This window comes from Kineosporiaceae bacterium, from assembly GCA_016713225.1.
In the GTDB taxonomy this organism is placed as follows: domain Bacteria; phylum Actinomycetota; class Actinomycetes; order Actinomycetales; family Kineosporiaceae; genus JADJPO01.
On record JADJPO010000005.1, the window covers coordinates 56,265 to 69,968 of the forward strand.

The following is a 13,704-nucleotide window of genomic DNA, read 5'->3' on the forward strand; positions in this document are numbered from 1 at the left end:
TCAACGGCCTCCCTCGATGGTGGCGACGGGGGTGACGGTGGTGTCGGTGGCGACGCCGGCCGATGGTTCGTGGTCGGGGATGACGTAGAACGGGAAGACCAGGTTGCGGGGGTCGTTGGTGCCGCGCAGCCGGTAGCGGATGTCGAGGTAGAGCACGCCGTCCTGGGCATCGCTGAAGTCGACCTCGACGTCGTCCAGCGTGATGCGCGGTTCCCAGCGGTCGAGGGCGGTGCGCACCTCGTACGCGAGGCGCCCGGCGGTTGCGGCGTTGGCGGGCGCGAACACGTGATCGGCGAGGCGAGAACCGAACTCGGGTCGCATGGGCCGCTCGCCGGGGCGGGTGGCCAGGATCAGCCGGATCGCCTCCTCGACCTCGCGCTCCTGGCTGACCAGGGCCAGGCCGCCGCCTGCCCCGATCCGCAATGGGTAGGCGATGCCGGAACCGATGAAGTCCGTGGCCACGTCAGCCTCCGATGAGTACGGTCGGGCAGCCCAGCACGATCGGCGAGCCGCAGACCGAGCAGTCGCCGAGCACTGCCGCGGGCAACCCGGCGATCAGCACGGTCGGCACGCCCGGCCCGACGATGGTGCTCGGCGGGTGCGGTGGCGTGCCGGGGAAGGAGCAGACATGCATCGCGCTGACCGTGGCCGCGGGCTTGCCGCCGATGAGCACGGTGGGGACTCCCGGCGGTCCGATGACGCCGGGGTGGCCGGTTTGGTCGCCGACCCGAGCTGCCATGGGCATGCGATGCTCCTTCGGTGTCGAGTGCGGTCAGTTGATCCGCACCAGGGCGGCCTTCAAGGTGGCTTGGGCGCCGCCGTCCAGGGTCAGCCCGGTGGTGGCCTTGATGCTGATGTCGGCGCCTTCGAGCTGCAGTCGGCCCTGCCCGGCTTTGATCGAGATCCCTTGTGCGCCAGAGATCTCGACGCTGCCGTTGCTGGTGACGGTGATCCGGGTGTTGCTCGCGTCGAGTGTCAGTTCGAGCGCGTCGTCGCCGGTGGCCAACCGGACGCCGGCGCCGGAGTCGGCGTCCAGCAGGTCGATCCGGTGGCCGCGCCGCGAGACCACCGAGCGCCGGGTGACCGCCCCGGACCCGGAGTCGACGGCGGCCGGGCCGGACGGCGGGGTGTCGCGGCCGTTGTAGAGGCCCCCCAGCACGTAGGGGTGGCGCAGATCGCCGCGCTCGAAGGCCACCAGCACCTCGTCACCCACCTCGGGCAGGATGAATGCCCCGCGGGACTCACCGGCGCCGGCGTGCACGGTGCGCGCCCAGTCGCTGACGTGATCGTCGGCCAGCCAGGGGAAGCAGACCTTGACCCGGCCGGCGTTCGTGGGGTCCTGCACATCGGTGACCACGGCGAGGGTGACCCCGGTGATCGGTGGGATGCCCGTGCCGTTGCCGCCGCCGCCGGAGACCAGGCCGTACAGGGAGCGATCCTGGCGCCCGGTGACCGAGAAGTGGGTCTGGTAGCCGCCCGCCTGATCGAAGGTGTGCCGCGAGGTGGTCACCACGTATTTGCCGTCGAAGGGGGCGCCCAGGTCGGTCAGGGTGATCGCGGCGCCGGCGCGGATCATCGGGTTGCCGCGCGCGACGGCGTCCACCTCGGCGAAGGCACCCCCGAGCTGCTCCGACAAGGCCTGCGCCGCCGTGTCGACCTCGGCCTGGGTGCGGTACGGGACGTCGCCGGTGACGTAGACCGGGTCACCGAACGTCTTGGCGAGGTCGGCCGGCGTGGCGCCGTCCAGTTGGGCACTGCGGGTGCCGGCACGATGCCGCCCGATGAGGGCCTTCTTCTCGGCGACGTCCCAGCCACGCACCTCGACGTCGCTCACCTGGTCTGCAGCCGTGACCACGGCGCGCAACCGCAGCAGGTCGGACGAGCGGCGCAGCACCAGCGCCTCCTCGGCGGGGGCGGTGCCGTCGGGGGCGTCCTCGGCCGGACGCGGAGCACGGAACTCGAACGCGCCGTCCCGCACCGCGACCTCGTGGCCGATCTCGCGGGCCAGACCGTTCAGGAAGACCCAATCACTGACGCCCGCCTGGCACACGTGGTCGAACACCGTGCTGGTCGAATCGATGCGACCCAGCGTCAGACCCGCGCGCTGAGCGACCTTGGTGGCCACGTCGGAGGCAGTGGCCTGGGTCCAGGTGTCGGTGCGTCGCCCACGGAACAGCCGGTGGGCTGGGTCCAGGCCGCGGACGACGGTGTAGGACCCCGTGGTGTCGAACTCGACCTCCAGCGCGGTGATCTCGGCCGTGATCAGCTTCTGTGGCGCAGAGCGTCCGGTGACGCTCACCGAGACGACCAACGGGGCGCCCACCGAGGCGCCGGTCGCCTTCAGCAGCAGGCGATCCGGGTCGCGGAAGCGCAGCACGACCAGGTCGGGCAGGTTCAGGCTGTCGTCGACGTAACCGCTGACCAGTTGCTGCAGCAGCAGGCTCGACAGCTCGGTGCCGTTGATGCTGACACCGAAGCCGCTGCTGAACGTGGGTTGGGGCACGGCGGCCTACCCGTGCTCGGTCAGCAGCAGGTCGACCGCCGGCAGCAGCAGCGTGCGGCCGGGGCGCACCCGCAGCGGATCGTCGATGTCGTTGGCCCGGGCCAGCGGCCGCCACAGGGCGGGGTCGCCGTACTCCTGCCAGGCGATCGAGGCCAGGGACTCGCCGTCCACGACGGTGTGCCGGCTCGCGGTGGCCAGGCCACCCGAGGTCGGGTTCTGCCGAGACGGTTCGCCGGGCATCTCCTCGAGGGTCACCGAGCAGGTCGCCCGGATCGGGGTGCCGTCGGCACGGAACAGGGTGTACTTCGCCTGCACCGAGGTCACGAACGCCACGAAGCTGGCCACGGTGCCCCAGCGCAGGATCACCACCGGGGGCGATCCCTTGGTGTGCGTCAGGCTCAGGTCGGTCGGGACGCAACAGCTGAACAACTGCTCGACCTGGGCCACGACGCTGCCCGATGAACTGGTGGAGGCGTCGAAGAACAGTTCGAAGCTGAGTTTGCAGGGCTCGGCGCCCGTGAACTGGGGTGGTCCGGCGCTCTTCGACCCGCGTGCGCGTTGGCGCTCCCAGGTGGCCGACTTCTGGATCGAGAGCTCTTTCGGCTTGAACTGGAACGCGATCCGGCCGCAGGGGGCGCCCGGCTTGCCGCCGTCGGCGGCGGGGGTGGCCTCGAACAGTTCGAGGGCGGCCTCGGTGAGGCTCGGCGAACTGGACTTCGCCGGGCCGGCGGCAGGCGCGGTCAGGGCGATCGGACGGGGCATCGGCGAGCCTCCTTCAGCTCTCGGGCGCGAACGTGAAGCCGTGGTGGGCGATCTCGATGGTCTCCATCGCGATCTTGGGGGAGTCGAGGTTGAAGCTCGGTCCGGTCCAGCGCACCGGGACGACGCCGGCGAGGTTCCAGCGGGCGACCGGCCGGTCGTCGGTGCCGCGCGCGACGATGCTCGCCGTGCCGGGGCCGAGGCCGGTGGCGACCTGGGTGAACCACTCGGCGACCTTGCGGCTGTCCTTGCCCAGGGCGCGGCTGAGTTTGATGTTCGAGAACTTGAGCCGGGTCGGCAGTTGCCACACGAAACCGTTCGTACCGCCCTCTTCTCGTTGTTCGAGCACCACCTCGATGCCCAACCCGTCGCAGCTGGTGAAGGTGCCCAGGTCGATGCCGTCGATCTGCACCGAGAAGCAGACGGTGACCACCGGGTCGGTGCCGGGCGTCGTGGTCATCGATGCTCCTGTCCGGGTGGGTGGCGTTCGGGGTGGCGAGCTGGTCAGCGGCGCAGGTCGGTGGTCAGGCCGGCGCGTTCACGATCGAGGCGCAACTCGGCGCGCAGTCGGGCCGCGAGGGGTCGAAGAGGCGTTGGACGAGTTCGTCGACCGGGGGCATGGCCGGCCCGGTGGGGGACGGATCGGTGGAGGTCGGTGAGGGCGAGGGCGCAACGACACCGGAGCCGGGGGCGTGGAGGTCGGCCGTTGTGACGGGTGACGGGAGATCAGATGGCAGGTCGTCGACTGACCCGCTCGGTTCGGTCGCCGCAACGGTTTGGACGGCGGGGTGGTCGACCGAGCTGTCGTCGGCATGGGCGAGGCGTGGCGCGACGGGTTGGGGCGGCAGTGAGAGTCGTTGCAGTGGAGCTGACGCGGGAACAGTCCGCGGCGCGGTGGTGGGCAGGTCGAACACGACCGAGCCGTCGGAGGAGCGGTGGGCGATGCCGGCCGAGATCGCGACATCCCCCGGGCTCCAGGCGAGCGGATGCCCGGGTGATGCGGCGGCGCCCGGTGCGGGCGGTGAGGGGTGCGCGGGCGGTGCACCGGGTGGGGTGTGGCGTTGGACGGCGGCTGGCGCGGGGTGGGCGGGGCCGGTGAAACCCGTTGCGGCAGCTGCTGGGTGAGAGATCGTCCCGGTGGCAGTGCGCTGTACAGAGGGGAGGGCGGCAGCGCCTGCCGGGGGAGTCATCGTGATGGAGCTGTGTGAGATGCTCACCGGCGGAACCGATCCCGGGGCGCGTACCGGCTCGAACGTCCGGACTGCTGTGGGTTGGGCGCCGTCGTCGATCGTGGCTGTGCGCTGGGGCATCGAGGCGTCCAGGGCGGCGACGGCGAGTGAGGGCGTCAGCGGTCGGTCACCCAGCAGGGGGGCTGCGGCGGTCGGGGCAGCGGGCTCGGCGTCGTCCGGCAGCGGGGTGTGCGGGACGGGGTCGTGCAGGAACGACTCGTGCGGCAGTTCGCCGATGTCGGCGGGCGGGGCGTCAGGCGTTGGGACGGCGTGCGCTGGAACGGCGGGCGGCAGGTCGCGAAGGGGTTCTGGCAACCGCTGGACCGACGGCGCCGTGGGTAAGGGGGGCGTCGGGTCGGTGGGCCGAGTCGTTCCATCCACTGGTGCCAGGGGCTCGGGTGGACCGGCGTTGTCGAGGAGGTCGTCGTCCGGCTGGGGTCGATCCCCGAGCAGGGGCGCCTCGTCGCGGGCTGGTGGCGTGATGAGCGCGTCCGGTGGGACGGGCTCCGGATCAGCGGTCGACGGCCTCGCGGCCAGAGACGTTGCGTGCGGGGGCGTGCTCGGCGGGGGCGTTGCGGCCGATGTCTGGGTGCGTTGCACCTGCGGTGGTGTGGCGCTCGCCGGGCCCGGCGGGTCGGGGAGTGCTGCCCGGCGGGGAGCGCCCCGGGGCAGCGGAGCACCCAGGCCGAGCCGAGGGCTGCCGTCCGGTCGCAGTCGGCTCACCACGGGCGGTGTCGGTGTCACAGGGGCGGTTTGCACCTCGGTGTCGGGTGGTGCCGCGGCCTCGTGTGGCGGTTCGGCGAGCAGCGGAGCGCTCGGTGTCGGCGAGGGGCTCCGAGCCTCGAAGGCAGTCGCCTCGGCCGGTGGCGTGGAGGTCGCGCCGGCGTCGGGGGACGGCGAGGGCGGCGAGGTCTCGATGGCGCGCCGCTGCAGCTGGGGCAGAGCCGGGGCGTGCGCGGTGACGAGTGGCCCGGCCGCGGGGGGCAGCGGCTGGACGACGGGTGGCTGCTCCGGGTGGTTGCCCTCAGGGGGTGAGTCCGTGACCGGCAAGGACCCAGGGCCGATGCTCCGGTCGGGCCAGGTCACGGTGCGGTGGTCCGGCGTCGACGAGGTGCGTTGGACGGAGGTGTTCGCTGCGGCGGGGTTGGCCTGGGCCGGTTGGGCGAGGTCGTGCACCAGCCCGACCGGCGCGTGCGGATCGATGGCGTGGGCCAGCGGAGCGAGGACCCCGGGGTTGCGGTGTGACAGCAGCAGGCGCGGGAACGCCTGAGGCTGAAGGGTTGTCGGCATCGGCCCGAGGCTGCGCTGGATCGGTGGTGCTGACCGCCAGGCGGCAGGCGGGGGGAGTTGCGGCGGGGCGGGCAGCGAGGCCGGCGCAGCGTCGTCCGGGCGGCCGAGAGCCCACTGCCGCAACCGGGTCCACGCCGTTGCCACTGCTCTCACCTCCACCCGTCACCCGGCGGAGATCCGGGTGTTGATCCGTGCGATCTGCTCGACGTACAGCCGGCGCTGCGCGTGGTCGAGGTCGAGCAGGTCGTCCAGCGACCAGTGGAAGTGGGAGGCGATGTAGGCCACCTCTTCGTGCAGCCGGTCCGGGCCGCAGGTCACGATTCCCCCAGGCGGCCCCCGGCGATGTCGACGCTGAACTGGTGGTCGCAGGCCGGGCAGGCCACGGTGGCGTGGGTGTGGCCTTCGGTGTTGACCCGTCGGTACAGGTCCTGCAGAAAGGCCAGATCGGTGGCGAACAGGTTCTCGATGATGCCCACGTGTACGTCGTCGATCGTGCCGAGCCGGGTGATCACTCGCGCGAGCAGCACCACCGTGAGGTAGGCCGGGTTCGCGCGCACTCGGTCGTCCCGCAGCGGAACCAGTTCGTCGCGAGCAGTGGCCAACCGGATCACCCCGTGCCGGTGGACGGTGCCGGAGCCGTCCACGTAGCCGCGGGGTAGCTCGAACGCGAACTCGGTGTAGAGAGGCTCGAGGCGCCGCGGGGCGACCGCCTCCGGAGCCCCGAGATCGCCGTCCGGTGAGGTGCCGGGGGCCTGGCGCTCGCGCAGGTCGCCGCCGTGGGCGCGACGCATCACTCCACCTCGAGCCGTTCGTAGGTGATGACGAGCTTCTCGGTGAGCACGTTGGTGTCCCCGGCCTTGAGGGCGCCGATCTCGAGGCTCTTGGGCCAGGCGTTGGTCAGCTTGTAGTGCTTGAGGGCGTTGCCCTCGTAGTCGTAGACGATGATCGCGCCGCCCTTGCGGGCATCGCTCATCTTGCCGAACTGCGAGTCCTTCATCCACTTCTCGAAACTCTTGTCCGCGGTGAGACCGCGGGTCAAGGTGACCTCGCCGGCCTTCCAACGCCCCGGCAGTTTCTTGATCATGTACTTGCCGTCGGGGCCGTTCTGTTTCAACTCCACGACGTCCTGCTCCATCTTCAGTCCGCTCACCTCGGTGATGGACTTGATGACGATGCCGTCGATCTCGAGGCCGAACGAGTGGCCGACGGAGCTGTCGAGGTCGGGCAGTGCCATGGTGATCTACCTCCGGTGGGGCGGGTGCTGGGCGATCGGTTCAGGGCGGGTCACTCGGTGGCCAGAGCGGTGCCGCCGGAGAACTGGGAGAGACGGAAGACGACGAACTCGGCCGGTTTCACCGGGGCTACGCCGATCTCGCAGACCACCTGCCCGGCGTCGATACCCTCGGCGGGGTTGGTCTCGCGATCGCACTTGACCCAGAACGCCTCGTCGGGTGTCAGGCCGAACAACGCCCCCTTGCGCCATTCGTTGACCAGGAAGGCACTGATGGTGCGCCGGATCCGCGCCCAGAGCGCGTCGTCGTTGGGCTCGAACACCACCCACTGGGTGCCGAGCAGGATCGATTCCTCGAGGTAGTTGAACAGTCGGCGCACGTTGAGGTAGCGCCAGGCCGGGTGGGACGAGAGCGTCCGGGCGCCGTAAATCCTGATGCCGCCGCCAGGGAAAGCCCGAATGCAGTTGATGCCCTCCGGGTTGAGCGACCCGTGCTCGGTCTTGGTGATCTGGGTCTGCAACGAGACTGCGCCTCGCAGTACCTCGTTGGCCGGTGCCTTGTGCACTCCCCGGGGGGCGTCGGTGCGCCCCCACAGGCCGGCAACGTGACCGGAGGGCGGCGCGAAGATCGTCTCGGCGGTTGCCGGGTCGTACACCTTGATCCAGGGCCAGTAGAGGGTGGCGTACTTGGAGTCGTATCCGGCCTTGTGTCGCCGCCACTCCCTGATCTGCTGCGCGTTCAGGTTCGGCGGCGGATCGAGGACGGCGACCCGGTCGCCCATCAACTCGCAATGCGTGACGACGGCCAGTTGCACGGTCTTGAGGGCCTCGTCATCGATGGCGCCCTGCTGGTAGGCACTCATCAGGTCGGGGACGCACACGATCGTGACGTCGTCCACGGCCTCGAGACCGCCGAACCCGGTGCGGTCGGCCGCGCTGCCGACGTAGTCGTCGGCGGTCAGGGCGGGGCTGGGGACGGCGGCCGGTGGCGGGGGCGCCAGGAGCGCGACGGTACCGGCGGCTGGCTTGTCCACCGTGCCGCTGCCGACTTCCTCGAGCCGGATCACCTTCGAGGAGGTGTTCACCATCGTCGCGACGTTCTGCCGACCGCGGCCGGTGACGGCGCGGTCGAACTCCTCGACGACCTGGCCGGCCTGCTTGACCACCAGCTTGAACATGTCGTCGGTCGGTGCCTCGCCGCCCGCATCCGCGACCTCGATCTCGATGCTGCCGGGTGCCACCGCAGGGTCGAGGGCCTGCACGCGGTAGCGGTTGCCCAGCATCGCCTGCGGGGCGGCGGCAGTGAGGCTCCTGGTGCCGTTGCCGTTCTGCTCGGCCGGGGAGCCGCCGATCCGCACGACATAGCAGTTGCCGCCGCCGTTCATGAAATAGCCGTAGACGGAGAGCGCGAGGTAGCTGCCGGGCAGGAACTGTGGGACGGGACGGTCCGTATCCTGCGGTGCGCAGAACACGTTGACGAACTGAGTCCAGTTGCTCACCAAGGTCGGCGTGTTGACCGGACCGGTCGCCGCCAAGCCCACGAAGGCCGCCACCGCGGTGCCGACCCCCTCGATGGGCCGTGCGCCGGAATCAACCTCTTCTACGTACACCCCGGGCGACAGGTACGTCGGCATGCTGACCTCCTCGACGGACTTCGTTCGTCCAGGGTCAGGGTGGTCGGGTCAGATCAGCAGGGTCGGGGGGACGGGGGTGAGGGCAGTCAAACCTGCCCGAAGGGGCAGTGGAAGGGAGCGCGCGATGTTAGCCGACAGACGGCTTGGCAAGTGGCGCAATGCGCCCTCTCGATTGTGGGTGAGTCTTCTCGTCGCAATTTTCAAGACGCTTTTGTTCCCTCAATCTCCTGCTCAATCTGAAGAATTACCTTTTCAAGCTTGTCGGCGCGGGATTTCAGAGCCTTACTGAGCTCCTCGTGATCCGCTCGTTCGCTTCCATCATGACTCTCGGCCAGGTCACCACTGCGGAGGGCCGAAACTGCGATTCCTTGGCGGCTCAGTATCGCCAGGCCCAGTTCGCCGACCCGTGGTCCCGAAGGGAGGCTCTCGAGGCCACGACTAGTATTCCTCGGCTTCATTCCCGAGTTTAGAATTCCCCAAAGTCGCCCGCGCTTCACAGGGCGAATCTCGCCATCGAGGAAGAACATACGCCTGAGTGCGCGGTCGTCCATCGAACCGGTAGGAACGATGACGCGCCCCTTTGTTGGATTGCGCATGGAGGGGCCATGGTAGAGACTGCCGAAACGGAGCTTCGCCTCGACTGCGCAACCATCCTTGCGCATTCTTTGGACAAAGTCAGCGATCTGTTGCGCGCAATTGGGGCAGCAGCTGACCGAAACGTCAATCCCCATCTTGATTGAATAAGGAATGGCTTCCCTGGGTGCCCCGCGAGCTTTCTTGCGGACGATTTCCTTGTAGATAATCTCGAAGGAATTGCATACTTGTTCTTCGGCGTGCGCCCCTTCGGATGACATTGTTGCATGCTGTCGGTATTTAGCTGACTCGCTACTCACCATCTGCTCGATGGCATGCCCTTTCCCATTGTAGAGAAAGTACCCTCTCGCCGTGGCACTATTCTCCGACTTGAGCTCATCGCTCGTCAGGCCTCCAGCATTGTGTTCGTCGGCCTGACTGATCTCACGAATGGCTATCGGACTTATCGTGATTCGCACGCCGTCACGCCAGATATATGTTGGGTTTACCGAAGCCTTTACGTGCAAGGCATCGTCTTGGAGCGTCAGCTCTAGGCTCCTTACCCCAAACCGTCTGTGTCTGTCCAGCACCCCATTGAGGATGGCGGATGCATTCTGGGGGGATGCGCCTCGACCGAGCGTCTTGATTGCGTCTTTTGATGCGGCCCGAGCCGCTGATGTGGCCTCATCTGGAGTGGGAGGTCGGTTGAGGGCAGGTCTTCCTCGCATGCCGAACCTGGCTCGCGCTGCGGCCACTTTGTCCCTCGTCCAGGCCTTGCCTTTCTCGACCTTGCCCTTCACCCACGCCTTGCCCGCGGCAACCTTGGCCTTGGCCTTCGCGGCAACCCCCGACAACTTCCGAATGATCGGGCTGGCCAGCTTCATGCCCTTGGCGATGACCCAGTCCAGCGCCCGGGTGACCGGCTTGCGCAAGGCCTCGATGATCTCGCGGATCTTCTGGCCGATGCCACCGAGTCCCAGCACGCTGGCAAGGAATCCGATCAGGATCGGCACCATCTGGGCCAGCGCGTTCTCGATCTTCGCGACGACGCCACCGACGTTGCCGCGCACGATGTCGACGACCGAGTCGACGACCGTGTTGACGAATTTCGCGATCCGTTCGCCGTTGTCGATGAAGAACTTGATGACGTCGTAGATCAGCTTGCAGGCCTTGATGAACGCCGCCGCGGGGTTGAGCAGGCTGATCAGCCAGGTGATGCCGGCGGTGATGATCCTGGTGATGACGAAGTCCTTCACCTTCTCGAGGATCATGTCTCTGATGTTGCCGAGCTTCTCGAGCAGCATCTCCCACAGACCACCGAGCCCCTCGGTGGCGAACCGGCGGAAGATGTCGACCCCGGTTTCGACGGCCCCCATCGCCTTCGCGCCGATCCGCCGCACGATGCGACTGCGGATGTGAGCCCAGGTCAACCCGAAGATCGAGGCCAGCATGCGCAGGATGCCCTGCACATCGAAGCTCTTCGGGATCTCGACCCCGCCCGCGGCGAGGGCACCGAAGAGCCAGCTCATGAGCCCCCTGCGCAGGTGGGACGCGATGTTGTCGCGGAACCGCACGATGCCACCCTTGACGCCGGCGATCAGGTTGCCCAGGAAAGCGATCGGGTTCTTGATGATGTCGCCGACCACGTGGACGGCCTTGGCCAGCACGTTGGTCAGCATCGCGACCAGGCCACGGATGGTCTCGACCACGGCTTTGATGGCGCCGATGGCCTTGTCGACCAGACCCTTGTTCTCGGACTGCAGTTGCTCGATGCGCTCGTCCAGACCCTTGCGCGCCTCGACGTACTTGGTGGCCAGGGCATCGACGACGGCGGCCTGCTTCGCCTCGACGTCCTGCTCGAGCTGGGCGAACTGGTCGCCGATCCGTTCCGACGCCTCGGCTCCCACGGCCTTCAGGTCCTGGGGCAGCGAGGCAACGTAGGAGGCGATCTGCACCTTGCCGTCCGCGATCCGCTTCTTGGCGGCCGCGAGGTCGTTGCCGACGATGTCGGCAACGTTCGAGATCACCTGGTCCATCTGCTGGAGGTAGAGCCGGCGCCCAGCGGCATAGAACTGATCCACCTCGCGCGGCATGCCCAGCAGCTTGTCCTTCACCCAGCGGGCGGCGCCCGCCAGACCGCTGTAGCGCTCCTTCTTGTAGGCGGCCATCTTGGCCCCGACGAACGACTCGAACGCCGTGCGCGCCCGTGCCTCACCGGCCTCGAAGGCCTTGTCCACCTTGGGGTCGATACCGTCCAGCAGCTTCTTGACGTCGGTTTCGGTTGACGCATAGAGGGACTGCACTTTGGCGGTGACCTCGGCCCGCTTGGCCTCGTCCTTCGACTTCGCCTGTTCCTTCTGCCCGGTCAGGCCCGTCAGCGCACCGGCCTTGGCCGCCTGCATGCCCGTGACTCCCTGCACCGCGGCGGCCTTGGCCGCGGCGGTGCCCTGAGCGAGGGTCTGTTTCTCGTGCGCGCGATACGCCGCGGGGGCTGCGGCCGAGTGCGCCGCGGCCTGCTGGGTATCGGTGAGGGCCTGGGTGAACTGCGGCTCGTTCGAGTGCGCCAACTGCTGCTCGGTGACGCCGCCCTCGGCCATCGCCGATTGCGCCTGGTGCGGGCCGGCAGCCAGGTTGAGCTGTTCGGGCGCAGCCGGTTTGGGTGCCGCACCCTCACCCGGAACGACGGCCGCCGTCCCGGGTTGCTCGTTGATCATCGGCGTGACCGGCTTGGCGACGGCTGTCGAGGTGTCGGGCGCCGCCTCCGTGGCGGCTGCGACGTCCTTGCCCTGGTCCTGGGCGCCCTGCCCGACCAGGCCCTTGACCTGGTTCTTCACCTCGCCGGCCTTGCCGGAGCCGGTGTACTCGTCGGCCTCCTCGAGGTTCTTGGGCGACTTCGCCTCGATGGCGGCGGTTACCGCGGCGATGAACGCCTTCTTGTCGAACCCCCCGACCGGCTGGGCGTTCATGGTGTCGACCTTGGCCGTCTTGGCCTGCCCGTCGAGATCGCCGGTCGGTGCCACCGCAGCGGCCTGGGCCTCACGCGCCTTCGCGGATGCCGGGGGGTGGGCCTTCGTGGCTGCCCCCGCCTGCGCCAGGCGGCCGGTCACCGCCCGGAAGGCCGGATCAGCGGACGGCGCGAGTCGGCTCGGCGGCGTCGGGGGCTGCAACAACTGATCGCCGGACAGCTCGCGCGTCGTCGATGCCGGCTCGGACATCGTCACCGAGGCGCCCGCGCTCGCTCCGCCCGCCCGCGCTGTCGCCTGGGACGCCGACTGGCTGGTGCCTGCGGCCTGGGATCCCGACCGGGATGGTGCCTTGGGCGTGGGGCGAGCAGCTGCTCGCGCCTGCGGCACCGCGGGCCGGGGCCGGGTCTGGCTCTTGGCCGCGGGCCGAGCAGCCAGCAACGCGCTCACCGCGGCGTTGCCCGCCGACTGTTGCAAGGCGAGCAGACCGGCGCGACCGCCGGCGGCCCGGTCGCGATCGGCGATCCGGCGCCTGCCGTCGGCGTGAGAGTCGCGGACCGTTGCCCGGCCGGGCTCGGCCCCGCGCCGTGCGCCGGCCATCCTCCGAGGGTCGCGGACGGCGGTGCGCGATGGGTCCGGGACCGGGGCAACCGTGAGGGCACTTCGGGCTGCCCGAAAGGGCAGGAACGCGGACGAGTAGGCGCTCAGCTCTCGGGCTGCTCGTCGTCCTCGCTCTCGTCGCGCTGCACCGGAGGCGGTCCGGCGAAGCTGCCCTGGACATCCTCTTGTTGTTCCTCGTCCTCTTGACGCTGCACGAACAGCCCTTGGACGGAGTCTTCGGACTCCTCGACCTCGTCACGTTGCACCGCGGCGGACGGGCCGGCCGCAGTGCCGAGCGAGGTCGGTGCCGTCGCGGGCGCCGGGTCGGACATCACGCGGGCAGCGGTGTCCGCCGCCTCGCGTTCGAAGCGGTCACTCGGATCGCTGATGCGCACCCCGCCGGCAGCAGGTGTGCCGTCGACCGGACCCGAGCGCTGCTGGACGACGTGGGTCAGTTCGTGCGCCAGGGTGGTGCGCCCCTGCGTCGATGACGGGTCGTACTGGTCGCGCTGGAAGACGACGTTCGAGCCGACCGTGTAGGCATGCGCGTTGACCGCCCGGGCCGAGTCGTGGGCCGCGGAGTCGTCGTGAACCCGCACGTCGGAGAAGTCGGCCCCGAGCCGGGACTCCATGTCGGTGCGCACCTCCTCGTCGAGGGGGCGGCCGCTGCTTGAGACCACGTCGTGAACCGGTGAACGTTCCTCCTGGTCGAGCGCAGCGGCGATGCCGGCATTGCCCACGGATCGCTGCAGATCCGCCAGCCCGGCGGCGCCGACGGCACCCCATTGGCCGGTGGCCGCCGCCCGGGCCGCCAGCGGGTTCTCCTCGTCGAGCCGGGCCGCCTTGGGCCGTAGCGAGTCGCCGCTGTCGAGGTCGTGCTGGTGCCCGCGCATGAATCCTCCCCGCTCGCGTGGATGACCCC

12 protein-coding genes are annotated in these 13,704 nt (G+C 69.3%); all 12 read right to left on the reverse strand.

What is annotated here, in order from left to right:
- Positions 1-462 (reverse strand): GPW/gp25 family protein, encoded by a 462-nt coding sequence (locus IPK24_19185; protein MBK8077631.1) that lies wholly within the window; start codon positions 460-462, stop codon positions 1-3.
- Position 463: 1 nt separating this feature from the next.
- A complete protein-coding gene (locus tag IPK24_19190) occupies positions 464-745 on the reverse strand; it encodes a PAAR domain-containing protein (protein MBK8077632.1) in 282 nt (93 codons plus the stop codon).
- 27 nt (positions 746-772) lie between these two features.
- Positions 773-2,503 (reverse strand): VgrG-related protein, encoded by a 1,731-nt coding sequence (locus IPK24_19195; protein ID MBK8077633.1) that lies wholly within the window; start codon positions 2,501-2,503, stop codon positions 773-775.
- A 6-nt stretch (positions 2,504-2,509) separates the two neighbouring features.
- On the reverse strand, positions 2,510-3,265 hold the full coding sequence (locus IPK24_19200) for a LysM peptidoglycan-binding domain-containing protein (protein MBK8077634.1): 756 nt from the start codon (positions 3,263-3,265) through the stop codon (positions 2,510-2,512).
- Between the two features lie 13 nt (positions 3,266-3,278).
- Complete coding sequence (locus IPK24_19205) at positions 3,279-3,722, reverse strand: phage tail protein (GenBank protein MBK8077635.1); 444 nt, start codon at positions 3,720-3,722, stop codon at positions 3,279-3,281.
- A 64-nt stretch (positions 3,723-3,786) separates the two neighbouring features.
- Positions 3,787-5,925, reverse strand: coding sequence for a hypothetical protein (locus tag IPK24_19210; protein MBK8077636.1), 2,139 nt, complete (start codon positions 5,923-5,925; stop codon positions 3,787-3,789).
- An 18-nt stretch (positions 5,926-5,943) separates the two neighbouring features.
- On the reverse strand, positions 5,944-6,099 hold the full coding sequence (locus IPK24_19215) for a hypothetical protein (GenBank protein ID MBK8077637.1): 156 nt from the start codon (positions 6,097-6,099) through the stop codon (positions 5,944-5,946).
- The gene (locus IPK24_19220; protein MBK8077638.1) at positions 6,096-6,572 is read right to left on the reverse strand and encodes a hypothetical protein; all 477 of its coding nucleotides are present in this window, start codon (positions 6,570-6,572) and stop codon (positions 6,096-6,098) included. The genes IPK24_19215 and IPK24_19220 overlap by 4 nt, the downstream gene beginning before the upstream one ends.
- On the reverse strand, positions 6,572-7,015 hold the full coding sequence (locus IPK24_19225) for a phage tail protein (GenBank protein ID MBK8077639.1): 444 nt from the start codon (positions 7,013-7,015) through the stop codon (positions 6,572-6,574). Before IPK24_19225 ends, IPK24_19220 begins: the two co-directional genes overlap by 1 nt.
- A gap of 50 nt (positions 7,016-7,065) precedes the next feature.
- Positions 7,066-8,646 (reverse strand): phage tail sheath family protein, encoded by a 1,581-nt coding sequence (locus tag IPK24_19230; GenBank protein MBK8077640.1) that lies wholly within the window; start codon positions 8,644-8,646, stop codon positions 7,066-7,068.
- Positions 8,647-8,846: 200 nt separating this feature from the next.
- Entirely contained in the window at positions 8,847-12,782 is a 3,936-nt protein-coding gene (locus IPK24_19235; protein MBK8077641.1) for a hypothetical protein, read from the reverse strand.
- A 104-nt stretch (positions 12,783-12,886) separates the two neighbouring features.
- Complete coding sequence (locus tag IPK24_19240) at positions 12,887-13,675, reverse strand: DUF4157 domain-containing protein (GenBank protein MBK8077642.1); 789 nt, start codon at positions 13,673-13,675, stop codon at positions 12,887-12,889.
- Positions 13,676-13,704: the final 29 nt, after the last annotated feature.